The sequence below is a fragment of the Actinomadura rudentiformis genome, assembly GCF_008923185.1.
Taxonomy (GTDB): Bacteria; Actinomycetota; Actinomycetes; order Streptosporangiales; family Streptosporangiaceae; genus Spirillospora; species Spirillospora rudentiformis.
Window position 1 is genome coordinate 175583 of record NZ_WBMT01000024.1, and the last position, 25035, is coordinate 200617.

Below are 25035 nucleotides of genomic sequence, written 5' to 3' on the forward strand. Positions count from 1 at the left end.
AACCCATCAGGCACCAACATGCCGACCACCTGCGCCAACGCGGCGGATCAGGGTGATGGGGACGGCGCCGATCAGGCCCAGGGCGACGGGGAAGGCCGCCGCTGCGGCCTTGTCGAAGGTCTTGGGGATCGGGAGCGTGTCGATCCGGTCCAGTGGCCACACGATCACGAACGCACGGCCGATCACGCGGCTGACGGGGATCGTGCCGCCGCCCGGGTCACCCCGGTGGTTGCGCGAGTCGTGCGAGAGCTCGCGGTGATCACCCATCACCCAGAGCTGGCCCTTGCCGACGGTCGCGTCGAACGGGATGTCGGAAGGCTTGTTCTGCTCCCCGGTCTCCGGATCGGTGTACAGGTAGGACTTCTCGTCGAGCGGCACGCCGTTGACGGTGATGCGGCTCTGCGCGTCGCAGCACCTGACCCGGTCGCCGGGAACGCCGATCACGCGCTTGATGTAGTCCTTCTCGCCGGGTACGACGCCGAACGTGCTGCCGATCGCGCGGAGCACCTTGGACACCGGGTTGGACGGCTCGGCGTAGTCGACCTCGAGGTCCCAGGAGTCCAGGCCGCTGAACACCACGACGTCCCCGCGTTCGATGTCGCGCGTGTGGTAGACGAGCTTGTTGACCAGCACACGGTCGCCGACGAGGAGGGTGTTCTCCATCGACTCCGAGGGGATGTAGAACGCCTGCACGACGAAGGTCTTGATGATCAGGGCCAGGACCAGCGCGACGCCGATCAGGACCGGGAGTTCCTTCCAGAACGACCCTTGCTTCTTGCCCTTCTTGGAAGGGCCCTGAGCAGGCTCCGCGCCCGCGTCGGAGGCCTGCGACCGTTCGTCAGGGTCGTCCGCCGCGGCCGAGGGGCGGCTCTGCTCGGGACCCGTGCCCTCGGGTTCGGAACGCACGTCTCCTCCGACCGTCTTCGTCCAGTGACCCCCACCGCGGGCCGATCCGGTTGACATCGTGACACGAGCGGCCGTCTCCTTCGGGCAGGCGACGCTCGGCGATCTACGAGTCGCGCGTTCGGGCGAAGCGGATGCGGAGGCGGCGGTGGACGAGGACGACGGGGACGGCGCCGACGAAGCCGAGGGCCAGCGGGACTGCGGGCGTCAGGGCCGCGGCGGCGTTCAGGGCGGGCTGCTCGAACGTCTTGGGGATCGGGAGCGTGCCGATCCTGTCCAGCGGCCACACGATCACGAACGCACGGCCGATCACGCGGCTGACGGGGATCGTGCCGCCGCCCGGGTCGCCCCGGTGGGCCCGCGAGTCCGAGGAGACCTCCCGGTGATCGCCCATGACCCACAGCTGGCCGGGCTTCACGGTGTGGTCGAACGTCTCGTTGGAGGGCTTGTTCTGCTCGTCGGTCTGGGGGTCGGTGAACAGGTAGCGCTTCTCGTCGAGCGGCACGCCGTTGACGGTGATGCGTCCTTGCGCGTCGCAGCACTTGACCCGGTCGCCGGGGATGCCGATCACGCGCTTGATGTAGTCCTTCTCGTTGGGCGCGACGCCGAACGTCGTGCCGATCGCGCGGAGGACCTTGGACACCGGGTTGGACGGCTCGGCGTAGTCGACCTCGGGGTCCCAGGAGTCCAGGCCGTTGAAGACCACGATGTCGCCCCGCTTGATGTCACGGGTGTGGTAAACGATCTTGTTGACCAGGACCCGGTCACCGATCTGCAGGGTGTTCTCCATCGAGGCGGACGGGATGTAGAACGCCTGCACGGCGAACGCCTTGATGACCAGGGCGAGAACGAGGGCGACGCCGATGAGGACCGGCAGCTCCTTCCAGAAGGAGCCCTGCTTCTTGGACTTCCCCCCGCCGGTGGACGACTCGTCGTCGGACGTCGTGTCGTCGACAGGGTCCTGGCCCGAGGTCACGGCCTGCTTCTCGTTGGGCACCGCGCCCTCGGCTTCGGAACGCACGTCTCTCCGATCGTCCTCGTCTGTCATCAGAGCGAAAGCCTATCGGCGTCACGCCCGGCGTACCTTGTGCACAGCCGTGTCGCCCCGTACTACCTTGCGCCCGGCCGACCGCTGCTCTCGCGCTCGCCGATGCCCGCCGGCAAACGGGCAACGCCCCGGCAACCGCTGAGGGTTCCCGGGGCGCCGTACGGCCGCACACCCGCATCGCCATGACGCGGGCACTCGGGCTCAGAAGTCGCGCTTCTCCTTGATCCGGGCGGCCTTGCCGCGCAGGTTGCGGAGGTAGTAGAGCTTGGCGCGGCGAACGTCACCGCGGGTGACGACCTCGAGCTTCTCGATGTGCGGGCTGTTGAGCGGCCAGGTGCGCTCGACGCCGTAGCCGCCCTTGCTGACCTTGCGTACGGTGAAGCTCTCGCGGGCGCCGCCGCCCTGGCGCCGGATCACGACGCCCTCGAAGATCTGCACGCGGGTGACCTTGCCCTCGGTGATGCGCGCGTGGACCTTGACCGAGTCGCCCGGACGGAAGTCCGGGTGGTCGCTGCGCAGCGCGGCGTTCTCGATCTCCTGGATCAGGGTGTGCATGGCAGGCGTTTCCTCATGAGTCGAACGCGGACATCGAGAGGCCCCGGAGTACGTCGTGGGGGGCATCGAGCCGCGCGAAGTGGATCTTCTTGGAAGCTGTGGGCGCCGCATGTGAGATTCACGGCGACGCTCTAGTGTGCCATATGTTCGCCGTCCACCGGAAAACCGGCGTCCTCCAGCACCTGGCGATCATGCTTGTCGAGGCTCTCCGGATCCAGCCTCGCGGCCAGTTCGGGCCGGTTGGCGACGGTCCGGCGCAGCGCCTGATCCCGCCGCCAGCGAGCGATCGCGCCGTGGTTGCCCGACAGGAGCACCTCCGGAACGGCGCGATCCCGCCAGACCGGCGGCTTTGTGTAGACGGGCCCCTCCAGCAGGGACTCCATGGCCCCCGGCGCGAACGAGTCGTCCGTCACCGAGTCGAAGTTGCCGAGCACACCCGGCACCAGCCGGCTGATGGCCTCCACCATGACCAGCACGGCCACCTCGCCGCCCGCGAGCACGAAGTCACCGAGGCTGACCTCGTCGACCCGCATCCGTCCCCGCGCCTCCTCGACCACCCGCGAGTCGATGCCCTCGTACCGCCCGCAGGCGAAGATCAGCCACGGCTCCGCCGCGTACTCCCCCGCCAGCGCCTGGGTGAACGGCCGCCCGCTGGGAGTAGGAACGATCAACCGTGGCACCCCATCGGCCCGTTCGCCGACCACCTCGGCCGGCTGGCCGGTGACGTCGGCTGGGGGGGCTATGGCGTCCAGGGCTTCGCCCCAGGGTTCGGGCTTCATGACCATGCCGGGGCCGCCGCCGTACGGGGTGTCGTCGACGGTGCGGTGGCGGTCGTGGGTCCACTCCCGGAGGTCGTGGACGGCCATGTCGATCAGGCCCTTCCGGCGGGCCTTGCCGAGCAGCGAGACGTCCAGCGGAGCGAAGTACTCCGGGAAGATCGTGATGATGTCGAGTCTCACTGGTCGTCTCTCACTGGTCGTCCAGGAGGCCCGCCGGCGGGTCGATGACCAGCCGGCCCGCGGCGACGTCCACCTCGGGGACAAGGGCGGCGACGAAGGGCACGAGGGCCTCTCCCCCGCCGTTCCGGCTGATGACCAGCAGGTCCTGCCCGAAGTGACGGACCTCGGCCACCGTGCCGACCTCGTCGCCGCTGACGGTCACCGCCGACAGGCCGACCAGCTCGGAGTCGTGGAAGTCGTCCGGGTCGCCGGTGTCGATGATGTCGTCCGGGGCCACGACCAGCCAGGTGCCGCGCAGTTCCTCGGCCGCGGTGCGGTCGGCCACTCCGGCGAACGCCACCAGGAGCCGCCCGGAATGCCAGCGTGCACGTTCCACCGTGAGCGGGCCCACCTCGGCGGGATCTGTCGCGATCTCGGCGCCCGGGGCGAAGCGCGCGTCGGGCTCGTCCGTACGGACATCAATGGTGATCTCACCACGGATCCCGTGCGGCCGCCCGATCCGGCCGACCACCAGCTGGTCCTTCATCACCATCACTTACCTGACATCCTTGGATACGACCGATCTTACAAACGGCGACCGGCCCGACGGCGGGGCCGTCGGGCCGGTCACTGGGCCTGCGGGGGCCGACCGGTGCGGTCGGCCTTTGCGCGGGCGAGGGCCGCTGGGAGCCGGGCTCCGAGCGTCAGCGGACCTCGTTGACGTCGAGCAGGTCCACCCGCACATAGCGTCCTCCGGAGAGGGCGCTGATGACCGTGCGGAGGGCCTTGGCGGTACGACCGCTGCGGCCGATGACCTTGCCGAGGTCCTCGGGGTGCACGCGCACCTCCAGGACCCGGCCTCCCCTGATGCGGCGGGCGCGCACCCGGACGTCGTCCGGGTGCTCCACGATGCCGCGCACCAGGTGCTCGAGCGCTTCTTCGAGCACGTCAGTCCTCGCTCTTGGCTTCGGTGGTCTCGGCGGCCTTGGCCTCGGCGGCGTCCTCGGCCTTGGCCGGGGTCTCGGTCTTGGCCTCGGCCTTCGCCTCGGACTTGGCCTTCTTAGGCTCGGCCTTCTTAGGCTCGGCCTTCTTCTTGGTCTTGGTCGCCGTGGCGGCGGCCTCGTCCTCGTTGAAGGCCTCCTTGACGGCCGCCTGGAAGACGGCCTTCTTGTCCGGCTTGGGCTCGGCCTTCTTGAGCGTGCCCTCGGCGCCGGGCTCGCCCTTGAACTTCTGCCAGTCACCGGTGATCTTGAGGAGGGCGAGGACCGGCTCGGTCGGCTGCGCGCCGACGCCCAGCCAGTACTGCGCGCGCTCGGAGTCGATCTCGATGAGCGACGGCTCCTGCTTCGGCTGGTAAAGGCCGATCTCCTCGATGGCCCGACCGTCACGCTTGGTGCGGGCATCGGCGACGACGATCCGGTACTGCGGGTTCCGGATCTTCCCCAGACGCTTGAGCTTGATCTTGACTGCCACGGGTGTGGTGTTCTCCAGACTTCATTACAGGGTGAACGGGCCTCACCAGGTGGGGACACCGGTTACCGGCCGTTCCATGGATTTCCGGTCCGCGCAGGACGAGAGAGGGCTCCTGGCGGTCCCGGGGTTTCCAGCCTGCCATTCTGCCAGACGATCGCGGAAAAAGCGCAATCGCGCGGTGACACGCGGAGACGTTTACTTTTTCTTGCGCCCCTGAAGCTTGCCGAGGTCGGGCATCTGGAATCCCGGCGGCAACTGGCCTCCCAGGCCTGGCGGCAACTGGCCGCCGAGACCGGGCGGCAGACCGTCCGGCGCCGCGCCGTCCTGGGCGGCGGCGGGCTGTTGCGGCTGGCCGCCGGCGGCGCGCTTGCGCGGGTCGCCGCTGCGCTGCTTGCCCTTCTTGTTCTTGGCGTTCTTGGCGGCCTTCGTGGCCTTGCGGCGGCCAGGCATGCCGGGCATTCCAGGCATGCCGGCGGTCATCTGCCGCATCATCTTCTGCGCGTCGAAGAAGCGGGTGACCAGGCTGTTGACCTCACCGACCGTGACGCCCGAGCCCTTGGCGATCCGGGCCCGCCGGGAGCCGTTGATGATCTTCGGATTGGCGCGCTCGCCCGGGGTCATGGAACGGATGATCGCGGCGACCCGGTCCAGGTCCTTGTCGTCGATCTGGCTGACCTGGTCGCGGACCTGGCCCATGCCGGGCATCATGCCCAGCAGGTTGCCGATCGGCCCGAGCTTGCGGATCATCATCATCTGCTCGAGAAAGTCCTCGAGGGTGAAGTTCTCGCCCTTGAGGACCTTCTGGGTCATCTCCTCGGCCTGCTGGGCGTCGAACGCCTGCTCGGCCTGCTCGATCAGGGTGAGGATGTCACCCATGTCGAGGATGCGCCCGGCCATCCGGTCGGGGTGGAAGACCGAGAAGTCCTCGAGCTTCTCACCCATCGACGCGAACATGATCGGCCGGCCGGTGACGTGCCGGACCGACAGCGCGGCGCCGCCGCGCGCGTCGCCGTCGAGCTTGGTGAGGACGACGCCGTCGAAGCCGACGCCCTCCATGAACGCCTGGGCCGTGTTGACCGCGTCCTGTCCGACCATCGCGTCGACCACGAACAGGATGTCGTCCGGCGTGACCGCGTCGCGGATGTCGATGGCCTGCTGCATCATCTCGGCGTCGACACCGAGCCGGCCGGCGGTGTCGATGATGACGATGTCGTGCTGGGCGTGCTTGGCCTGCTCGATCGAACGCCGCGCCACGTTCACCGGGTCGCCGACGCCGCTGCCGGGCTCGGGCGCGAACACCGGAACCCCGGCTCGCTCACCGACCACCTGGAGCTGCTGGACGGCATTGGGCCGCTGCAGGTCGGCCGCCACCAGCAGCGGCGCGTGCCCTTCGGACTTGAGCCAGCGTGCCAGCTTGCCCGCGAGCGTCGTCTTACCGGCACCCTGGAGACCCGCCAGCATGAGCACCGTGGGCGGGGTCTTGGCGAACCGGATCCGCCGGGTCTCGCCGCCGAGGATGTTGATGAGCTCCTCGTTGACGATCTTGACGACCTGCTGCGCGGGGTTCAGCGCCTGCGAGACCTCCGCTCCGGCGGCCCGCTCCTTGATCTGCGCGATGAAGTCCTTCACCACGGGCAAGGCGACGTCGGCCTCGAGCAACGCGACCCGGATCTCGCGGGCTGTCGCGTTGATGTCGGCCTCGGAGAGCCGCCCCTTGCTGCGCAGCGACGAGAAGACCGTCGTCAACCGGTCGGATAGCGTCTCGAACACGTGTCTGGACCCGTCCTTGGAAAGCTTCTGGGATCGCCTATCAGACTATCGGGTCAACCACCGCGCCCCGCCCGATCAATCCCTTGCGCTCCTTGCTGGCTTCCCTCCCTCCTCTGCGGGCCTGCTCTGCCGGCCTCTCCTTGGCCGAGCCTTCTCCTCCCCGCCCTCCTCCCCGCCGCGTTCCCTTCCCCTCCGCCGAGCAGGCGGGTCTCGCCGGGTGAGGAACGTGGTTTGGTCCAGGCGGTGTGCCTGTGACGGCTAAGTTGGGGTCGTACGCTGGAGCGGTGAGGGGTTCCATGTGACCTGCATGACAGGACACGCCGGACCCCGCTGTCCTGATCAAGCCCCCGAAGGACCCCCAAGGTGAAGACGTGGCCGCGCCGACATGGGCGCGCATGAGCGGACGGGTGACCACCCGGATCGAGCCTCCCGACCAGAGCCTCGAGGTCGCTCTGCAGACCGCGCAGGCCGGAGACGAGGTCGCGTTCCGCACGATCTACCGCGACCTGCAGCCCAGGCTGCTCAGGTATCTGCGGGCGCTGGTGGGTGGGGACGCCGAGGACGTGGCGGCGGACGCATGGCTGCAGATCGCCCGGGACATCCGTTCGTTCAGCGGCGACTACGACCGGTTCCGCGGCTGGGCGTCGACGGTGGCGCGCCACCGGGCGCTCGATCATCTGCGCCGGCTCAACCGGCGGCCTGAGACCAGCGTGCAGATCGACGAGCTGACCGACCTGGTGGCCCGCGACGACACCGAACGGGACGCGCTGGAACGCATCTCCACCGACGGCGCCGTCGCGCTGATCGGCGCGCTGCCCAGGGACCAGGCCGAGGCGGTGCTGCTCCGCGTCGTCGTCGGGCTGGACTCCAAGGAGGCCGGACGGGTGCTCGGCAAGCGGGCGGGGGCGGTCCGGACCGCGGCCTACCGCGGCCTGCACCGGCTGGCCGATCAGATGGGAGAACGGCCTGCTCACGGGCCCGACGGCGAATGACTGAGATGTCAGGTGTGACACGAGCGCAGGTCGCGACGCTGAGGGGAGTGAGATGAGTACGGATCGCTGGGAACTCGACCGCGACGCCGCCGAGCGACTGCTCCGCGGCGAGCCGGGCGACCCCGGCACACCCGCCGAACCCCTGGGCCAGTTGCTCGCCGCCGCCTCTACGCCCGCTCAGGAACGAGAGCTCGCCGGTGAGGACGCCGCTGTGGCCGCTTTCACCGCCGCCGCCGCGACCGCTGCCGCGACCGCGACCGCTACCAGTGCCGCTGCCGGCACCGGCACCGCGCCGCTGACGGCGAAGCGGGCGCACAGGATCCCGCTGAGCCGCATCCTGACGGCGAAGATCGCGGCGTTGAGCCTGGCGGTCACCGCGGCGGGCGGGGTCGCCCTGGCCGCGGGCACCGGGACGCTGCCGATGGGCCCGCTGGACAACGATCCGGTCACCACGGTGTCCCCGTCCCCCCACCCCGTCTCCAAGACCCCGTCCACCGGGCCCTCTGGGACCAGGACGAGCCCGCCTCCCGCAAACGGCGGCGTTCAGCCGTCGGCCCTGGCGGCGCTGTGCCGCAAGTACGCCTCTGTCAGTGCCGCACAACGTGCCGCGGCGCTGCGTTCGGCGGCGTACTTGCCCTTGGTGTCCGCCGCAGGCGGGGCTCCCAAGGTGACCGGCTACTGCTCGAAGCTCCTGAAGCCGAACGGGAACACGAGCAAGGGGAAGAAGCCCAAGAACGCCAAGCCCTCGAATCAGCCGTCCCAGGGCAAGAGCGGCGAGAACAACGGCAATCAGAACAAGGGCAACGGTCAGGACAAGGACGACGACGGCAACCCGGGCAAGGGTGACGACAAGGGCAACGGCAACGGCAACCGCGGTGGCAAAGGCCGCGCCGACCCCAACAGAGCCAACACTGACCAGCCCAGCCAAAACCAACCAGGTGTCAGCGACCCAGTGCGCTCCTGACATCCCTAGACCGGCGGAGGGGCAGCCGTGCCCCCGTGGCTGCCCCTCCGTCTTCAAACCGCAGATCCGTCTTCAAACCGCAGATTCGACCCGCGCCGGCAGGCAGGCACGGCGAGGTGACGGTTACGCCAGAGCCTCCAGGACCTGCGTTCGTACGCGGGAAAGGTCGTCGACGTCGGTGAGCGGGCGGCCTTCGGCGTCGACCACGTAGAAGACGTCCACCGCCTCGGCCCCCAGCGTGTCGACCTGGGCGGCGCGGACCTGGAGGCCGCACTCACCCAGGGCCTGGCCGATCCGCCACAGCAGCCCCGGCCGGTCGTGGGCGCGGACCTCCACCACGGTCGCCGTGCTGGAGGCGTCGTCGACGAACGACACCCGCGGCGGCGGAACGGCCACGCCCGGCCTCGTCCGCACCGAGCGCGCCCGTTTCTCCAACCGGTCGGCGACGTTCAGGCGATCGGCGAGCATCCGCCTCAGGTCGGCCTCCAGAGCCGCGGGGTCCGGCGGCGTCCCGTACTCGGGCACCGCCGTGAAATCCAGCACCGCCGTCGTACGGGCCGCGTCCTCGCTCGGGCGAGGTGAGGAGTTGACCGTCCGGGCGGTGCGGACGGCCAGGCGGTGAAGGGCCAGCACGCCTGCGGCCTTCCAGAGAAGACCGACGCGGTCGGGGGCGGCGATGGTGATCCGGGAACCCGCGACGCGTACCGCGGCGCCGTCGTGGCGGGCCAAGGCCAGTTGTTCGGGCGGCAGGGCGGGCGCGGGCGGCGGTGTGCCACCGGCGAGCGCGGCGATGGCCCGGCGGGCCAGCTGGGCCACGAGGCGGGCTTTCCAGGGCCCCCACGCGGCGGGTCCGGTCGCCTGGCCGTCGGCGATCGCGAGGGCGGCCAGAAGCTCGATGATCTCGCGTTCGCGGCCCGGTACCGCGGACACCGCCTTGATCACGGTCTCCACCGTGACGGGGTCGTCGAGGTCGCGGCGAGTGGCGGTCTCGGGGAGCAGCAGGTGATGCCGTACGAGGGTCTCCAGCACCTGGACGTCCCCCGGCGGGAAACCCAGCCGCGTGCCCATGTCGCGCGCGACGACCGCGCCGCTCTGCGAGTGGTCACCGGGCCAGCCCTTGCCGATGTCGTGCAGGAGCGCCCCGACGAGCAGCAGGTCGGGCCGGGCGACCTCGCGGGTGAGGGCGGCGGCGCGGGCCGCGGCCTCCACGAGGTGACGATCGACGGTGTACGTGTGGACGGGGTTGCGCTGCGGGCGGTTCCGCACCCGCTCCCAGTCCGGCAGGAGCCGTACGATCAGCCCGGCCTGGTCGAGGGCCTCCCACACGCCGATCGCCGCCGTACCCGCGCCCAGCAGCGACACCAGGGCGTCACGGGCGTCGGCGGGCCACGGCGTGGTGGGCAGCGCGGCGCGTTCGGCCAGCCGGTCCACCGTGGCGGGGGCGAGCGGCAGGTCCGACTGGGCCGCGGCCGCGGCCACGCGGAGCGCGAGTGCGGGGTCGTCCAGGTCGGCCCCGCGTGCGAGGACGACCTCGCCTTCCTGCTCGACGGCGCCGTCGCCGACAGGGGTGCGTTCGACGGTGGCCCGCCTGCCTGCCGCGTCCGTGCGGGGACGGATGGCGGGCGCGCGGCGCGGCGCGCAGAAACGATCCACGAGCCGCCACAGGTGGTCCTCGGCGTAGGTGATGGTGCGCGCCGCCTCGGCGATCGAACGGAGCAGCACGTTGGCGTCGAGCATGCCGAGTGCCTGGGCGACCGCCTCCTGCTCCTGGAGAACCAGGCGGTCGGAGGTCCGGCCGGTGGTCTCATGCAGCGCGTGCCGGACGTCCAAGAGAAGATCGTGAGCGGCCCGTACGCGCCCGTCGGGGGCCGAGGCCACCCAGGACGCGGCGACGGCCTGCATGACGTGGACGTCGCGGAGGCCGCCGTGCGCCTCCTTGAGGTCGGGTTCGAGGAGGAACGCCAGTTCGCCCTGGGTCTCCCAGCGCTCCCGGCACATCTCGGCCAGCTCGGCCAGGCGCCGCCGGGCGTCGGCACGCCAGTCGGCGAGAACGGCGGCGCGCAGTTCGTCGACGAGCACTTGGTCGCCGGCGATCCGGCGCGCGGAGAGCAGCCCCAGCGCGGCCTTCATGTCGGTGCGCGCGACGGTGCGCGCCTCATCGACCGTGCGCACGGAATGGTCGAGCCGCATCCCCGAGTCCCAGATGGGGTACCAGACGCGATCGGCCACCTCGGCGACGTCCGGCCGCCCGCGGTGCAGCAGGACCAGATCGAGATCACCGCCGGGGGTGAGCTCGCGGCGGCCGTGGCTGCCGACCGCGATCAACGCGACGGCGTCCCCCTGGCGATGGGCGAGATCGGCAGTCCTTGCCTGAGCGGCGGTGGCCGGTCGGCCTTGGGCGCCCAGCAGACCGGTGAGCCATCGGTCGAGTTCGCCGGCGCGCGCTGCCCGCGCAGCCGCAAGGGCTGCGCGGGCTTCGTGGCGTTTTCCCCCGACCGTTCCGTGAGCGAGGACCACTCGTTCGCCCTACAGGGCTTCCGGGCCGGTCTCGCCGGTGCGGACGCGGACGACGGTCTCGACGGGCACCGCCCAGACCTTGCCGTCACCGATCTTGCCGGTCTGCGCGGCCTTGACGATGACGTCGATGATGTCATCGGCGTCCTCGGCGTCGACGAGGACCTCGACGCGGAGCTTGGGCACCAGGTCGACCTTGTACTCGGCGCCGCGGTAGACCTCGGTGTGGCCCTTCTGCCGGCCGTACCCGCTCGCCTCGCTGACGGTCAGGCCCTTGACCCCGAAGGTCTCCAGGGCCGCCTTCACCTCGTCGAGCTTGAACGGCTTGATGACCGCTGTGATCAGCTTCACGCTTCCGCCTCCACCTTCTTCGCAGTGTTCTCAGCGACCTTTGCGGGCGCGGGGAGCGAGGCTCCGACACCGGCGTGCACGCTACCGAAGTCGTAGGCGGTCTCCGCGTGCGCGGTGCTGTCGATGCCGGCGACCTCGTCCTCCTCGCTGACGCGCAGGCCCATGACCAGGTCGAGGACCTTGGCGATGACGAACGTCACGATGAACGAGTAGGCCAGGGTCGCGCCGACCGCCGCCGCCTGCTTGCCGAGCAGGCCGATGCCGCCGCCGGCCAGCAGGCCGTCCGCGCCCGCGTCGTTGACCGCGGTGGTGCCGAGGACGCCGATCAGCAGGGCGCCGACGATGCCGCCGACCATGTGGACGCCGACCACGTCGAGCGAGTCGTCGAAGCCGAGCTTGTACTTGAGGCTCACGGCGAAGGCGCAGACCGCGCCGGCGACCAGGCCGAGGGCGAGGGCGCCGAGCGGCGTGACGAACGCGCACGCCGGGGTGATCGCGACCAGTCCGGCGACCACGCCGGAGGCGATGCCCAGGGTCGTCGAGGAGCCGTGGCGCAGCTTCTCGACCACGATCCAGGCGAACGCGGCGGCGCAGGTGGCGACCAGGGTGTTGATGAAGGCGACCGCGGCCGTCGCGCCGGCGGAGAGCGCCGAGCCGGCGTTGAAGCCGAACCACCCGAACCACAGCAGACCGGCGCCCAGCAGCACGAAGGGCAGGTTGTGCGGCCGCATCGGGTCACGCGGCCAGCCCTTGCGCTTGCCGACCACGAGAACGAGCGCCAGGGCCGCGACACCGGCGTTGATGTGGACCACGGTGCCACCGGCGAAGTCCAGCGCGCCCAGGTCGAAGAGCCATCCGGCCTTGCCGTTCTCTTCACCGTCCGACCACCACACCCAGTGCGCGATCGGCATGTAGACGAGGGTCACCCAGACCAGGGCGAAGACCACCCAGGCTCCGAACTTGACACGATCCGCCACGGCGCCGCTGATCAGCGCGACGGTGATGATCGCGAAGGTCGCCTGGAAGGCGACGAAGACCAGCTGCGGGATGCCCGAGCCGTCGTCGGCCGTGGCCGCCGTCTCGAGGCCGACAAGACCCCAGTCCCCGAGTCCACCGATGAACGAGCTGAGCCCGCCGGCGGCGGAGAACGTGAGGGAGTAGCCGTAGACGACCCAGGCCATCCCCACCACGGCGATGCTGACGAAGCTCATCATCATCATGTTGAGGACGCTCTTGGCCCGGCTCATGCCTCCGTAGAAGAAGGCCAGGCCCGGTGTCATGAGCAGCACGAGCGCTGTGCTCACCAGCATCCAAGCAGTGTTACCGCTATCGATTTTCATCTCGAAGAGAGCCCTCCTCGGCACGGAACGTTGGGTTGCTCCAGAGATTCGAGGCTGGCCGTTTCACCTGGGGGGCTCTCGTGTTTCGGCAGTGTGAAACCCCGCCACGGCATGTTTCGATGATGTTTCGAAGACCTCACTTCATTACCGTCAAGACAGTGAAAGTTCCCGGTTTCTGAAGTGAAGTTGCCCATGCGCCGCATGTGACGAGATGGAACGACGCCCCGACGGCGGCAGCACCCCACGAGGCATCGATTCGTCTGCGAGGCCCCATCTACCCGCACGTCCTCCCTGCGCGACCCCTCCAAGATCAACCGAGGTGAGGACGGGGAGGACGGCGGGGATCAGTCGCCGAGGATGGCGTCCACGAAGGCCTCGGGCTCGAAGGGGGCCAGGTCGTCGGGGCCTTCACCCAGGCCCACCAGCTTGACGGGGACGCCCAGCTCGCGTTGGACCTGGACGACGATGCCGCCCTTGGCGGTGCCGTCCAGCTTGGTGAGGACGATGCCGGTGACGTTGACCACTTCGGCGAAGACGCGGGCCTGCTGCATGCCGTTCTGGCCGGTCGTGGCGTCCAGGACGAGCAGGATCTCGTCTACATCGCTCTGTTTCTCGATGACGCGCTTGACCTTGCCCAGCTCGTCCATCAGGCCGGTCTTGGTGTGCAGGCGGCCGGCGGTGTCGACGATCACGGTGTCGACCTTGCTCTCAATGCCCTGCCTGACCGCGTCGAAGGCGACGCTGGCGGGGTCGGCGCCCTCGTCCTTGCGGACCACCTGGGCGCCGACGCGGGCGCCCCAGGTCTCCAGCTGGTCGGCGGCGGCGGCGCGGAAGGTGTCGGCCGCGCCCATGAGCACCGTGCGGTCGTCGCCGACGAGCACACGGGCCAGCTTGCCGCAGGTGGTGGTCTTGCCGGTGCCGTTGACGCCGACGACCATCATCACCGCGGGCTTGTTGGCGTGCCGTTCGGTGTGCAGCGACCGGTCCAGGTCGGGGCCGATCTGCTTGATCAGTTCGGCCTTGAGCAGGCCGCGCACCTCCTCGGGGGTGCGGGAGCCCAGAACCTGCACCTTGGTGCGCAGGTCCTCGGTGATCTGCCGGGCCACGGCGACGCCGATGTCGGCGCCGATCAGGGTGTCCTCGATCTCGTCCCACGCGTCGTCGTCGAGCGTGTCGCGCGACAGGAGGCCGAGCAGGGTCTTGCCGAACGTGGACTGCGACCGCGCCAGGCGGGCCCGGAGGCGGACGAGGCGCCCCGCGGACGGCGGCGGCTTCTCGATCTCGATGACCGGTGCCGGTGGGGCGCGTTCGACGGGCGGCGCGGTGGCCTCTGCCTCATCGACGACGGTCGTGCCACCCGGCAGGACGTCGGCGGGGCGCTCCGGGGGTTCAACGGGCTTGCGGCGGCCAGGCCGCAAGAACATGACTCCGCCCACGATGAGGGCGAGGGCGGCCAGCCCGGCGATGAGGATCAGATATTCCATAGCGACCCCAGTTTTCCAGACCACCGCCCGTGCGCCGAACGCGACGGCGAGTTCGCCTTAATGATCCTTGGTCAGGGCGGACCGCTCAGACGTCTCCCACTCGTCCACGTTCTTGAGGAGGGCTTCCAAATAGGAACGCAGATGGGTGCGGTACACGTCGCTGTAGGTCCGCAGGTAGGCGATCTCGCGTTCCATGGCCTGGCGCTCGTCCGTGGGCAGCGCGGGCTCGACCGCGGTGGACTCGACCGCGGTGGAGGGGAGCGCGACCGGGGCGGAGCGGGCCGCCTTCTCGGCGACCTCGGCGGCGCGCTGGTGTGCCTCCTCCAGCATCAGCTCGGCACGTCCCCGCGCGTCGGACAAGATCGATTCGCGGTGCAGGCGGGCCTCGTGGGCCAGTTCCCGGGTGTACCGCTCGGCGTCCGCCACATAGAGGTCCGCGGTCTGCTGCGCGTGCGACAGGATCCGCACGGCCTGGAAGTGCGCCTCTTCGTGCGCCATCCCGCCACGCCGGTCCGAACCGGCGGCGTCCAGCCGGTCCCGCAGCTGCGCGATCTCCTCGGCCAGGGCCGCCTTCTCGTTGCCGAGCTGGGCCAGCTCGTGCTCGACGCGGTCGAGGAACGCCCGTACGTGATCCTCGTCCAGGCCACGGCGTCCGAGGGACGCGCGCGCGAACGTGACCGCCCGCACCTCGCTCGGCGTCAGCCGGTCACCGCCGATCATCCCGAAGCCGCCCGGGCTTCCCGGCGCGGGGAGGTTCTCCGCGGCCGGGACGACCGGATAGGACGGTTCCTGGCCCAGCACCTGGCCGGGCGTGTGCCCCGGCGGCTGGGCCTGGCCGGACCAGGCCGGCACGGGCGGGCCGGGTTCCGCCGGCGCGGAGTCGAAGCCCGGGTAACCCGGTGGGTCGCCGAACGGGTCTGGATAGTTCGGAGAGTTCAACGGTTCACCTCTCGGAGTCGACGAAGGTCTCGTGGCGGACGCGCGCGGGGTCCATGCCCAGCTGCGCCAGCCGTTCCACCGTGCTCATGACCATCGCGGCCGGCCCGCAGACGTACGCGTCGTGCTGGGTCCACGAGCCGCGCCGGGCGAGCACGTCCGGGAGCGCGCCGTACTCGATGTCGGCGTCCTCCGAGCGCTGGCCGGACAGCGGCACCTGCACGAGCGAGCCGTTGGGCCCGGGCCGGACGTCCATGGCGAACAGCGAGCCGCCCGTCGGCGGGGCCTCGTCCGAGACCGCCGGGACCACGGTCAGCCACGGCAGGTCGGCCGCCAGCTTGCGCAGGTCTTCGAGGTCGTAGAGGGCGTCCCGGGTGCGGGCGCCGAAGAAGAGCTGCACGGGCGGCGGCACGGAACGTTGCGCGAGCTGCTCCAAGATCGCCTTGAGCGGGGCCAGCCCCGTGCTTCCGGCGACGAGCAGCACCTCACGATGCGATGACTCGTCCAGCACGAGCGTGCCGATCGGCGCGCCCATCCGGAGCCGGTCGCCGGGCTGCAGGGCCCGTACCAACACGGGGCTGACCGCGCCGCCGTCGACCAGCCGAACGTGGAAGTCGACGGTGTTGTCGGGCCGTGGCGCGTTGGCCATCGAGTAGAACCGCCACTGGCGCAGCCGCGCCGGGAGCTCGACGGCCACCGACTGGCCGGGCAGGTAGGACAGGGGCCGGTCGGGTTCCACCCGGATGACGGCCAGGTCGAACCGGCGCCGTTCCACGGCGACCACGCGGCCCTCCCACCAGGGCGGGCTGTTCAAGGAGTCCTCGTCGGCGGCCTCCTGCATGACCTGGGCGAGCACGCCGTACGCGGCGCCCCAGTCCTGCTCCAGCTCCGGCGTCCAGTCGGCTCCGGAGAAATACTTGAGGGTGCGGACGAGACTGGCCCCGACGTGCGGATAGTGCTCCGCGACGATCCCGAACTTGCGGTGGTCACGGCCCAGTTGCTGGAGGAATGGCACGAGCCGGGGCAGGTCGTCGACCTGCGAGACGATCCGTCCGAGCGCACGCAGCAATTTGTCCCGCTGACTGCTCATTCCCACCGGGAACATGTCCCTGAGGTGCGGATTGCGCACGAACAGATCCGAATAGAAGAACAGAGCGACCGCATCACCCTGCTGCGCGACCTGCGCGAAGTTGTCCTTCAACCGCTGAGCGTCCACGCCTGCGTCTCCTGGTAGCGGCCATGATCAAGAGGGGACCTTACCGAGCGATGCGTACATATATGGACTTTTAACGCAAATGCGGCTCGTGTCACAGCAGTCACAGAAAACACATGAGCAACACGTCTGTGCACGCCAGGGCGACCGCCGGCGCTCGAAAGAGCGGCGGCGGGCCGGGCGTACGACAGAAAAATCAATCCGGCGGGACGGCCGGACCGGATGTGATCAGGCCGGCTGGCCGGCGTCCTGGCCCTCGGCGGCGGCCTCGGCCATCACCTGGGCGACCAGGCCGTAGGCGGCGGCCCAGTCCTGCTCCAGCTCGTCGTTCCAGGACGGGCCGCTGAAGTGGGCCAGCGTGGCGAGCAGGCTGGCACCGACGACCGGGTAGTGGTCGGTGACGACGCCGAAGCCCGCGTGCCGGCGGCCGAGGTCCTGGACGAACGGCACGAGGGCCGGCGCGTCGTCGACGAGGGAGACGATGTGCGAGAGCGCCCCGAGGAGCTTCTCGTGCTGCTTGGCCATCGCGGCGGGGAACATCGGCCGCAGCGTGGGCTCACGCTCGAAGAGGTCCGCGTAGAAGTACGCGGCGACGTCTTCGCCGTTCTTGCCGACGAGCGCGAAGTTCTCCTTGATCCGCTGCGGGTCCATGCGCCTACCTTCCAGGCCGTCGCTGTACCGGGCCGGGTGCCCGCGTCGGGGAGATCAGACGACGGCCGGTCCACATGAGTAGTGGATCGGTGGATCATGCACAAGGGCCCGCGCGGCGGGTCGCGATAGATCCATTGCGTGTTCCGGCGGCGCTCCAGGGCAAGCGGCACAGGCGGATCAGGCACCCGGCGTGGACGGAACAGCACTCGGCATAGACGGAACAGCAGCGGGCGCAGACGGATCGGCAACCGGCACCGACGGATCTGCGACCGGCGTAGGCGCATTGGCGGTCGGCGTAGGCGGACCGGCGGTCGGCGTCGAGGGACCGGCGGCCGGGGCAGAGGGATCGGCGGCCGGCGCAGACGGATCCGCAGTCGGCGCTGCCTGACCACGCAAGGTGTACATGCGGATCCAGTCGACCTCGAGCGTCGCCGGCGCGCGCCGGTCGATGCCGGCGGCGGTCTTCCGGGTGTCCTGGGGGAACCAGTCGAGCTGGATCGTCTGCCCCATCGGGCCCAGCGGCAGCGCCCTGCGGTTCGCCGTGAAGAACCACCGCCGCCCGTCGATGAATCCGCTCATGTTCCGGGGCGTCCACTCGACGGCGAACGTGTGCCAGCGGGTCAGATCGGCACGCACCTTGGCCCCGATCTTCCGTTCCCCGTGCTCGGGCCCGTAGTGCAGGTAGAACCCCGTGCTCTGGCGCTGCCCGTCGTCGTAGGTCTCCATGTAGTCGACCTCGCCGCCGCCGCCCTTGGGCGCGACTCCCCCGCCACCGCCGACCGGCCACAGCAGCAGAACGGGGTGGTAGCAGGCGCACCCCTTCGACGACCTGACCCTGGCCTCCCAGCGCCCGTACTTCTGCGTCCCCTTCCGCCAGGCGATCCCGCCCGTCGTGCCGTCCCGCGTGCCGGTGATGGTCAGCGTCCCGTTCCGCACGGACACCGCCGTGGGGCTGCGGCGCCCCTGCCCGGCGTGCCCGGGGCCGTCATAGACCAGCCATCCGTTGGGGTCGAGCGCCTCCCCGCTGAACTCGTCGGCCGCGACGGGCTCACCCCACCCGTACTTCCCGGCCGCGGTCGGCACCGGCTCGGTCTCCGGCGGCGTCGTGACCTTCACGTCCCGCCGCTTCGGCACGTCGGCGTCCTGCACGGCGGCCGTTCCCACGGCCAGTACGCACATCCCGACCACGCCGAATCTGGTAATTCCGTTCAACACCGAACCGCCCCCTAGAAATCAAAGTACTCATTCGCCCTTTCGGACTCCAGGACCGCGAACATCGTTCGCCCGCGAATGACCAGACGGCGCAGGTGCACACGGGCCGCATGTGACAGTCGGTGGCCATGCGGGAGGCGGTGCGGGCGAGCGGCCGCCTCCACGCTGTGGGGAACGACCGTCTGAAACTCACCTATACCGGTCGCCTGAATTACCCGGCCAACAGGACGGAACATTATTGATAAGAAGTTTTTCCGGATAGGGCCCTAGGGCCCCGGCGGCAAGCCGAGCGGACCTCAACAGGAGCTGCCTCTCTCCATTAACCGGTCCATCCCGACCCATTCACGGAGGGTAGTCGAAATTTCTTCTCCGGCCTCTGTCAATGCGGCTGTCACGTCGATAGAATTGTCAATTGCCCCCGACCCGAGGGGCTCTCTCCGCCGGATGTGCCGATCGGCTCGTTCCAGCTAAGAAAGGCGTGCTATGGCTTATCGGTCAGCGGTTCAACTGGGCGCCCTGTTGTTCGCCGGAGTGTTCGCCTCGGCGGCCTGCGGCGCGGCGGATGGAACGGGAGATGACAAGGTCTTCACCGCTCCCTCCTCCAAGGCACCGACGTCACCCGCGCCCGCCAAGCCGACACCGGGCACCGAACGGACCCTGGCCGGCGCGCGGGCGGCATTGCAGGCGTTTCTGCGAGGACAGGGGGCCGGTGAAATGTCGGTGTGCCGTTATGTCGTCCCCGGCAGCTCATTCGAGAAAGGCGGCGCACTGCGCGGCAACTGCCTCGATGGCATCCGGTACAGCCCGCATACTTTGAAGCCTCTAGAACGGGAGGCGCTGCGCAGCATCTCCGTTTCGGGTGGCAAGCTGGTGGGCAACGAGGCCACGATCCCGTTCTCCGGCCTCAAATGGGAAGTGGGCGACCTGGTGGTCTCGTCGGTACAGAGCAAGTTCGTCTTGCGCTGGCAGGACGGCATCTGGAAGATCATCCGCTGAGTCCGCGCCATTCCCGGATCCGCGTCTCTTCCGTGACCGGCACCCCCGACGAGCTTCACCCCTCGGAGTCGGGCCTCCGAGGGGTGAAGGGCTCGTCAGGGGCGGTGGCGTGTCAGGGGCGGTACATCCTGATCCAGTCGACCTCCAGCGTCGCCGGGTACCAGCGCTTGACGCCGCGTGCCGTCCGAGGCCGCAGCTGCGGGAAGAAGTCGAGCTGGATCGACTGGCCCATCGCACGCGGCGGGAACGCCTGCCGCTTGGTCGAGCGGAACCAGACCTTGCCGTCGATGTAGCCGGTGATGCTGCGCGAGTTCCACTGGATCGCGAACGTGTGCCACTTCCTGAGGTCCGTCCGCACCCGGCTCGAGATCGTCGTCGGTCGCGCGCCCCGGCCGTAGTGGAGGAAGAACGAGGTCCCCGTGCGCATGCCGTTGTCGCCGTAGGTCTCCATCCAGTCGACCTCGCCGCCGCCGTCCCAGGGCTTGCCGGTGGTCGGCCACAGCAGCAGGTTGGCGTTGTAGCAGGCGCACGCGCGGTTGATCCGGATGCGGGCCTCCCAGCGGCCCCACTTGCGGGCACCGCGGCGCCATCCGACCGCGCCGGTGGTCCCGTCCTTGCGCCCGGTGATCTTCATGATGCCGTTGCGCACGGTGATGGCCGACGGGCGGCGCTTGCCGTGCTCGCTGTTGGCGTTCTCCGGGGACCAGTCACGCAGGTTGAGCCTTGTGCCACGGAAATCGTCCCAGGCGATCGGCTTCCCCCACCTGTACCGCTTCGCCGCAGTCGGGTAGCCCGCGGCCTCCGCGCCGCCACCGGCCGGGTCGGGCTCTCCCTGCGCGACGCCCTGCCCACCGGTGTCTGGTGCGCCGGGGGCGGGCGCCCGGTCGCCGGCGCTCACGGCCGACGTGCTGCCGCTCGGTATGGCACCTGCCGTCCCGTCGTTCAGCAGTGTGGCGGACACGGTCGTCGCGACTGCCACGGCGGTCGTCGCCAAAATGGCCGCCCGATGACGATGGGTGAATTGCATGGACAACCTCCGAGCACGGGGGGATTTATGGCGACCCGTCCATGTGGGCGCCAAAAGTCGAATTCTTCGGGGTTGAAGATACCGAGAAGGGGGTCCGGGCCCCTAGGGCCCTAGGGCCCTATCGCGCACCGGCGGGGACCTCAACCGGGCATCGCCGGTCAGCCGCCTGGTGGCATTCCGAGCCAGGTCACGATGGCTGTGGCCCGGTTGGGCACGCCTAGTTTGGCATATATGCGGTTGATGTAGTTCTTGACGGTTTTCTCCGTCAGAAATAGCTTGGCCGCGATGTCAGAGTTCGCGTGTCCCTGAATGATGAGGTCCATGACTTCGATTTCGCGGGCGGAAAGGCCGAAACGCGACCTGTGACCGGCCGGGTCGGGCGGTGGCGGGGTGGCCTGTCCCGTCCGGGTGGCCTCGATCAGGGCGGCGGACGCGACCTGAGAGAGGGGGTGGGCCCGGTGCAGGACGGTCTCGCGGATGGCCGCGGCGAGCTCCTCGATCGTGAACGAGTTGTGCACGAGGTAGCCGACGGCGCCCCTGCGCACCGCGGTGAGCACCACGTCGGGGTCCTCGACCTGGGTGAGCATGATGACCCGGCTGAGCGTGCTCAGCACCTCGACGGCGTCCACCCCGTCCACATGCGGCATCCGCACGTCGAGCAGCGTCACGTCCGGCAGCAGGCGCCGGGCCATCTCGATGGCCTGGCCGCCGTCGCCCGCCTCGCCGACCACCTCGATGTCGTCGCTGGTCTCGAGCGCCATGACGAGGCCGGAACGGATGAACTGGTTGTCGTCCACGACCAGCACGCGATACGAGCCTCCCGGCCCCGACCCGCCACCGCCCGCCGGTGCCGTCCCGTGAGGGCCCGGCGGCGCCGTCCCGTGGGGGTCCGGTCCTCCGGGGTACGCAGGGTGGCCGTTCATCGATCCCTCCTCCTCGTCAGCGCGGCACGCCCACCGGCCGCGTCCTCCCCCGCGAAGCGCACCGTGATCCCCGTGCCTGCCCCCGGCAGCGAATCCACGACCAGCTCGCCCCCGGCCCGCCGTGCCCGTTCGTGCATGCCGAGGAGGCCGTAGTGACCCGCACCGCTGAGCGCGTCCAGCCAGCCCTCGCCGCCCGGGCGGACCGACAGGCCATGACCGTCGTCGCGCACGCAGACCTCCAGCAGGTCCCGGTCCCCGGCCACACTGATCTCGACCCTGGACGCCTCCGCGTGCCGGCTCACGTTCTCCAGCGCCTCCTTGACGATCGCCAGCGTCTCGTGCCGTGCGCTCAGCGGCAGGTCGACGCCGTCCTGAACACGGGTGCGCACCGGGATGCCGGTGGTCCGTTCCCATTCGGCGGCGATCTCGTCGATCGCGACACCCAGCGGGTGTTGCACGGCGTCCTCGCGCAGCTCGGCGATGAGTTCCCGCGCCTGCCGCGCCGCGACCTGGGCCGCGGCGGCGATGCGCTGCGCCTCCGCCTCGGCGCGTTCGGGCGACTTGCGGATCCAGGCGGGCAGCCCGGTCGACGCCAGCGCGATCCCCGACAGGGTGCCGGTCAGCGAGTCGTGCATCTCCCGGGCCAGGCGGGAACGTTCCGCCGCGGCGAGTGCCAGCGCCTCCGACTGCCAGCGTGCCTCTTCGGCCTCGGCCTGCTCGTCGTACAGCCGGCGCAGCACTCCCCCGACCAGCGCAGCGATGATGTAGAACGAGGGCATCGCCAGCAGCAGCGGCAGCCCCACGGCGTCCCTTATATCCTTCTCCTCCTGCTGGCCCAGCGCGACGTAGTAGAGCACTGTCTGCTGGGCGCACAAGAGGAGCACGGCCGGCCAGCGGTACAGCAGGCCCGCGAGGCCCGCGGCCACAATGGTGACCAGGAAGTACGGTCCGATGATCCCGCCCACCGCGAGCACGGCGTACCCGATGAGCACGTCGAACGCGAGCAGCGCTGGCTGATCGAACAACCGGGGGACGAGCCGTTCCCAGCCCATCAGCGCCACGCCGGAGACGAGCGCGGCCAGGGCCAGGACCCACAGCCCCTTGAAGTTGCCCCGAACTTCGCTGTTGATCAGCACGGTGACGCCGACGACCAGCACCCGCACCTGCATGAGCAGGACGAACGTCAAGCCGATGCGGGTCTCGAGGGAGCTCCGCATCGTCCCGCCGGACAACCCCTCGTCGCCGACCAACTCAGGATCCCTCCCGAAACGCGGCACTGGACGGGAAACGCCGTGATTCCACACAACCGCCGCACAGCGAACACTAGCCACATTTAACCCGGAGGTCGCTACGATGCCCGCGAAAACAGGGGTTCCCGACGGCATGCGGCGAACCGTGCCCCAGCCGGAGGGTGCCCGCACGCCCGCCGAGTTCGTCACGTTGATGCGCAAGCTCCAGTTGTGGTCCGGCCTCTCGATGGAGGAGCTGGAGGCCAGAGTCCGCGACCCGGGCGGCGTGCTCGTTCCGGGTGGCCTGTCGGCCCTGTTGTCCGGCGATCTGCTGCCCCGCGAGGAAACGCTCGGGGCGTTCCTCGTCGCCTGCGGTTGTGTTCCCGAGGTCCGCGCACGCTGGCTGGAGGCCCATGCCCGCCTTTCCGCCGTACGCTCGACGCCTCCCCCTCCGGGCGCCGAGCCGGAAGACGTCCGCGTTGCCGGCCCTGCCTTCAGGCCGCGTCCACGGCGCACGGACACCCGCCCCATGATCGCCGGGCATCTCGGGGTGCCCCCGATGCGGGAACAACCGCGACCGGCTCTAGAGCGTCCGGCACCAGGAAGTCCGGCACCAGGGCGTCCACCGCAGGAGCTGCGCGAGGAGAGCGGCCAACGTGCAGCGGCCGGTGACCACCGTGGCGACCGCGCCGATGGAGCGCAGCGGTCGAGCGGGGAACGGCGAGCGTTCACCGGACGGCACGCGTCCACGGGACGGCGGGCTTCGGCCGAACGGCGCCTTGGCCGGGAACCCCGGCTCGCGGGAAGGCATCGTTCGACCGGCGAGCTGCCGGTGGTGGCGGCTCCCGCACCGGTCTCCGAAGGATCGTCGGCGCGGGCGGGACGGCACCGTGCCTCCGGCGAGTTCCCGGTGGTGGCGGGCCGGCGGCGCGTCCAGATCTCGCCGCAGGCCGCGACGGTGTCGCTGATCACGGCGGCGGCAGTGGTCTTCGCGGTGGTGAACGGCACGGACGGCGGGGGCAGGGAGGCCGGTAAGGCGTCCAGGACGGAGCAGACGAAGGTCGCCTTGCCGCCCAAGGACGGGGCGTACATGCTCAGCCCCGTGACCGGCGAGCCCACCGTCAACTGCCTGTCGATCATGAACGATGACGCGCTGCGGCCGACGTTGTCGCAACATGTCTGCGATCCGGAGGACCAGACCCAGAACTTCACCCTCGAATCCCAGCGCAAGGGCGGCCATGTGCTGAAGGGCCGGGCGGCCCCGGGCGAGACGCCCAGATGCGTCACGCTCGACGGGGGTCAGGACCGGGCAAGGCTGCATCTCAAGCAGTGCTTTCCCGGCGATGAGCGCCAGCGGTTCACGTTCGAGCCGATCGCGCCGCCGCCGGTGAACGGCACGGCGATCTTCCGGATGTTGCCCGCCCAGACGCACGCGAACGGGATGTGCGTGGGCATGGACCCCGCCAAGCCCGGTACCGTCCACGCCGTGCACACGTCGTGTTTCCGGGCCGGTGTCCAGGGCTTCACGTTCACCCCCGTGAGGGGTTCGTGAAACGACTGCTGATCCTCTGCGGTGGCGGGCTTGTCTGCGCGGTGCTCGTGATGACCGTCATCTCCTTCGGCGGAGTCGGCGGAGGCGAGTCCGGTCCGGCCACGTCCAATCCCCCCGAAACGCCCGCTTCCTCCGTCCGCCCGCGATTCACGAGACCGCCCTTGTGGGATCCCGGCAGCTCGCCTGACATGCCCGGTATCAAGGGGGCACGGACGGCCTTGCAGGCGGTCCTGCGCGGACACGCGCACGGCGACGTGTCGGCCTGCCGATATGTCGACGTGCGCGGGCCGTTCGCCACGAAGAAGAAAGGTCCGCTGCGCGGCGACTGCACCAAGGGGATGCGGGACGGGCCACATGACCTGCGGCCGCGGGAACGCCAGGCACTCTGGGAGATCAGGGTGACGGGCGGCCGGCTCACCAAGCCGACGGAGGCCGTCATCCCGTCCCTGGGGCTGCAGTACGACCACGGAGAATTCCTGTCGCCTCAGCCGACCTTCACCTTGCGGCGGCTCGGCGGGAGGTGGATGGTCGTGAAGTAACGTCCCACCACCCCCATAGGGGACAATAGTTACTTTCGCCTTAAGGGTCGCTACGATGCCACCACTGGCACTCGCTGATCTTTAGGGGAAAGAGAGTGACCGCGAGCACCGTGGCTCCACGACCCGGCGAGGTGGGAACAGCTGCCGAGTTCCTGTCTCAGATGCGACGGCTCCATGCCTGGTCGGGGTTGTCGCTCCCCGAGTTGGAGACGCGGCTCCTCGCGGTCGGCATCCTGGTCCCCGGTGGTCTCGGCGGCCTCCTCGGCGGCGACGTGCTTCCCCGGCGGGAGCTCGTCGCGGCGTTCGTGACCGCCTGCGGGTGTACGGGCGAGACGCTCGAGGCGTGGCTCCGCGCCCGCGATCGCGTCGGGAGCGAGCCCTCGCGCGCGGAGCCGGCGCGCGCGGAGCCGGCGCGCGCGGAGCCG

General features: G+C 70.0%; 25 protein-coding genes. 6 read left to right on the top strand and 19 right to left on the bottom strand.

All coding sequences use genetic code 11. The annotated features are described in order from the left end of the window. Positions 1-6: 6 nt before the first annotated feature. From lepB (F8566_RS40650) to ffh, 8 genes are all read right to left on the bottom strand, one after another. A complete protein-coding gene (gene lepB / locus F8566_RS40650) occupies positions 7-906 on the bottom strand; it encodes a signal peptidase I (RefSeq protein WP_225993959.1) in 900 nt (299 codons plus the stop codon). Between the two features lie 103 nt (positions 907-1009). Then, positions 1010-1951: a signal peptidase I gene (lepB, locus tag F8566_RS40655; RefSeq protein WP_151568083.1), complete on the bottom strand. Its 942-nt coding sequence runs from the start codon at positions 1949-1951 to the stop codon at positions 1010-1012. Between the two features lie 201 nt (positions 1952-2152). Next, positions 2153-2506, bottom strand: a complete 354-nt coding sequence (gene rplS / locus F8566_RS40660) for a 50S ribosomal protein L19 (RefSeq protein ID WP_151568085.1) — start codon at positions 2504-2506, stop codon at positions 2153-2155. Positions 2507-2637: 131 nt separating this feature from the next. Further along, complete coding sequence (trmD, locus tag F8566_RS40665) at positions 2638-3465, bottom strand: tRNA (guanosine(37)-N1)-methyltransferase TrmD (RefSeq protein ID WP_151568087.1); 828 nt, start codon at positions 3463-3465, stop codon at positions 2638-2640. A 10-nt stretch (positions 3466-3475) separates the two neighbouring features. After that, positions 3476-3991 carry a ribosome maturation factor RimM gene (gene rimM / locus F8566_RS40670; protein WP_151568175.1) on the bottom strand — a complete coding sequence of 172 codons (516 nt, stop codon included), beginning with the start codon at positions 3989-3991 and terminating at the stop codon, positions 3476-3478. A gap of 157 nt (positions 3992-4148) precedes the next feature. Continuing rightward, positions 4149-4391: an RNA-binding protein gene (locus F8566_RS40675; protein WP_151568089.1), complete on the bottom strand. Its 243-nt coding sequence runs from the start codon at positions 4389-4391 to the stop codon at positions 4149-4151. Position 4392: 1 nt separating this feature from the next. Next, on the bottom strand, positions 4393-4917 hold the full coding sequence (gene rpsP, locus F8566_RS40680; RefSeq protein WP_151568091.1) for a 30S ribosomal protein S16: 525 nt from the start codon (positions 4915-4917) through the stop codon (positions 4393-4395). A 195-nt stretch (positions 4918-5112) separates the two neighbouring features. Further along, positions 5113-6687, bottom strand: a complete 1575-nt coding sequence (gene ffh, locus F8566_RS40685) for a signal recognition particle protein (protein WP_151568093.1) — start codon at positions 6685-6687, stop codon at positions 5113-5115. A 371-nt stretch (positions 6688-7058) separates the two neighbouring features. On the opposite strand from ffh, the gene F8566_RS40690 reads away from it, so the two are divergent. Together F8566_RS40690 and F8566_RS40695 are read left to right on the top strand one after the other, a co-directional pair. After that, positions 7059-7679, top strand: a complete 621-nt coding sequence (locus F8566_RS40690) for an RNA polymerase sigma factor (protein ID WP_225993960.1) — start codon at positions 7059-7061, stop codon at positions 7677-7679. Between the two features lie 52 nt (positions 7680-7731). Then, positions 7732-8643, top strand: a complete 912-nt coding sequence (locus F8566_RS40695) for a hypothetical protein (RefSeq protein ID WP_151568095.1) — start codon at positions 7732-7734, stop codon at positions 8641-8643. A 123-nt stretch (positions 8644-8766) separates the two neighbouring features. On the opposite strand, the gene F8566_RS40700 is transcribed toward F8566_RS40695, so the two are convergent. The 8 genes from F8566_RS40700 to F8566_RS40735 all read right to left on the bottom strand — a co-directional run bounded on the left by F8566_RS40700 (position 8767) and on the right by F8566_RS40735 (position 18347). After that, positions 8767-11160 (bottom strand): [protein-PII] uridylyltransferase, encoded by a 2394-nt coding sequence (locus F8566_RS40700; RefSeq protein WP_151568097.1) that lies wholly within the window; start codon positions 11158-11160, stop codon positions 8767-8769. A gap of 9 nt (positions 11161-11169) precedes the next feature. Then, positions 11170-11508: a P-II family nitrogen regulator gene (locus tag F8566_RS40705; protein WP_151568099.1), complete on the bottom strand. Its 339-nt coding sequence runs from the start codon at positions 11506-11508 to the stop codon at positions 11170-11172. Then, complete coding sequence (locus F8566_RS40710) at positions 11505-12848, bottom strand: ammonium transporter (protein ID WP_192810107.1); 1344 nt, start codon at positions 12846-12848, stop codon at positions 11505-11507. The genes F8566_RS40705 and F8566_RS40710 overlap by 4 nt, the downstream gene beginning before the upstream one ends. Before the next feature lie 344 nt (positions 12849-13192). Next, positions 13193-14332 (bottom strand): signal recognition particle-docking protein FtsY, encoded by a 1140-nt coding sequence (gene ftsY, locus F8566_RS40715; protein WP_151568103.1) that lies wholly within the window; start codon positions 14330-14332, stop codon positions 13193-13195. Between the two features lie 57 nt (positions 14333-14389). Further along, positions 14390-15271: a DivIVA domain-containing protein gene (locus F8566_RS40720; RefSeq protein WP_151568105.1), complete on the bottom strand. Its 882-nt coding sequence runs from the start codon at positions 15269-15271 to the stop codon at positions 14390-14392. A 4-nt stretch (positions 15272-15275) separates the two neighbouring features. Beyond that, positions 15276-16484 carry a globin domain-containing protein gene (locus F8566_RS40725; RefSeq protein ID WP_151568107.1) on the bottom strand — a complete coding sequence of 403 codons (1209 nt, stop codon included), beginning with the start codon at positions 16482-16484 and terminating at the stop codon, positions 15276-15278. A 225-nt stretch (positions 16485-16709) separates the two neighbouring features. After that, positions 16710-17132 (bottom strand): globin domain-containing protein, encoded by a 423-nt coding sequence (locus tag F8566_RS50440; protein ID WP_192810108.1) that lies wholly within the window; start codon positions 17130-17132, stop codon positions 16710-16712. Between the two features lie 177 nt (positions 17133-17309). Then, entirely contained in the window at positions 17310-18347 is a 1038-nt protein-coding gene (locus F8566_RS40735; RefSeq protein WP_151568109.1) for a glycoside hydrolase family 16 protein, read from the bottom strand. Between the two features lie 480 nt (positions 18348-18827). On the opposite strand from F8566_RS40735, the gene F8566_RS40740 reads away from it, so the two are divergent. Beyond that, positions 18828-19340, top strand: a complete 513-nt coding sequence (locus tag F8566_RS40740; protein ID WP_151568111.1) for a hypothetical protein — start codon at positions 18828-18830, stop codon at positions 19338-19340. A gap of 112 nt (positions 19341-19452) precedes the next feature. On the opposite strand, the gene F8566_RS40745 is transcribed toward F8566_RS40740, so the two are convergent. The 3 genes from F8566_RS40745 to F8566_RS50445 all read right to left on the bottom strand — a co-directional run bounded on the left by F8566_RS40745 (position 19453) and on the right by F8566_RS50445 (position 22540). Then, positions 19453-20367, bottom strand: coding sequence for a glycoside hydrolase family 16 protein (locus F8566_RS40745; RefSeq protein ID WP_151568113.1), 915 nt, complete (start codon positions 20365-20367; stop codon positions 19453-19455). Positions 20368-20525: 158 nt separating this feature from the next. Next, positions 20526-21290 (bottom strand): response regulator, encoded by a 765-nt coding sequence (locus F8566_RS40750; protein WP_151568115.1) that lies wholly within the window; start codon positions 21288-21290, stop codon positions 20526-20528. Then, positions 21287-22540 carry a sensor histidine kinase gene (locus F8566_RS50445; RefSeq protein WP_192810109.1) on the bottom strand — a complete coding sequence of 418 codons (1254 nt, stop codon included), beginning with the start codon at positions 22538-22540 and terminating at the stop codon, positions 21287-21289. Before F8566_RS50445 ends, F8566_RS40750 begins: the two co-directional genes overlap by 4 nt. A gap of 103 nt (positions 22541-22643) precedes the next feature. On the opposite strand from F8566_RS50445, the gene F8566_RS50450 reads away from it, so the two are divergent. The 3 genes from F8566_RS50450 to F8566_RS40770 all read left to right on the top strand — a co-directional run. Continuing rightward, complete coding sequence (locus F8566_RS50450; RefSeq protein WP_192810110.1) at positions 22644-24071, top strand: hypothetical protein; 1428 nt, start codon at positions 22644-22646, stop codon at positions 24069-24071. A gap of 188 nt (positions 24072-24259) precedes the next feature. Next, on the top strand, positions 24260-24610 hold the full coding sequence (locus F8566_RS40765) for a hypothetical protein (RefSeq protein WP_151568121.1): 351 nt from the start codon (positions 24260-24262) through the stop codon (positions 24608-24610). Positions 24611-24771: 161 nt separating this feature from the next. Continuing rightward, the coding region (locus F8566_RS40770) for a hypothetical protein (RefSeq protein ID WP_225993961.1) at positions 24772-25035 on the top strand (264 nt) is incomplete at its 3' end.

Coding starts and splice junctions, on each gene's coding strand:
- rimM (WP_151568175.1), bottom strand. CDS start 3,991: ATGAAGGACCAGCTGGTGGTCGGCCGGATCGGGCGGCCGCACGGGATC.
- F8566_RS40765 (WP_151568121.1), top strand. CDS start 24,260: ATGCCCGGTATCAAGGGGGCACGGACGGCCTTGCAGGCGGTCCTGCGC.
- F8566_RS50440 (WP_192810108.1), bottom strand. CDS start 17,132: ATGGACCCGCAGCGGATCAAGGAGAACTTCGCGCTCGTCGGCAAGAAC.
- lepB (WP_151568083.1), bottom strand. CDS start 1,951: ATGACAGACGAGGACGATCGGAGAGACGTGCGTTCCGAAGCCGAGGGC.
- F8566_RS40750 (WP_151568115.1), bottom strand. CDS start 21,290: ATGAACGGCCACCCTGCGTACCCCGGAGGACCGGACCCCCACGGGACG.
- F8566_RS40695 (WP_151568095.1), top strand. CDS start 7,732: ATGAGTACGGATCGCTGGGAACTCGACCGCGACGCCGCCGAGCGACTG.
- F8566_RS40740 (WP_151568111.1), top strand. CDS start 18,828: ATGGCTTATCGGTCAGCGGTTCAACTGGGCGCCCTGTTGTTCGCCGGA.
- rplS (WP_151568085.1), bottom strand. CDS start 2,506: ATGCACACCCTGATCCAGGAGATCGAGAACGCCGCGCTGCGCAGCGAC.
- ftsY (WP_151568103.1), bottom strand. CDS start 14,332: ATGGAATATCTGATCCTCATCGCCGGGCTGGCCGCCCTCGCCCTCATC.
- F8566_RS50450 (WP_192810110.1), top strand. CDS start 22,644: ATGCCCGCGAAAACAGGGGTTCCCGACGGCATGCGGCGAACCGTGCCC.
- F8566_RS40710 (WP_192810107.1), bottom strand. CDS start 12,848: ATGAAAATCGATAGCGGTAACACTGCTTGGATGCTGGTGAGCACAGCG.
- F8566_RS40745 (WP_151568113.1), bottom strand. CDS start 20,367: ATGCAATTCACCCATCGTCATCGGGCGGCCATTTTGGCGACGACCGCC.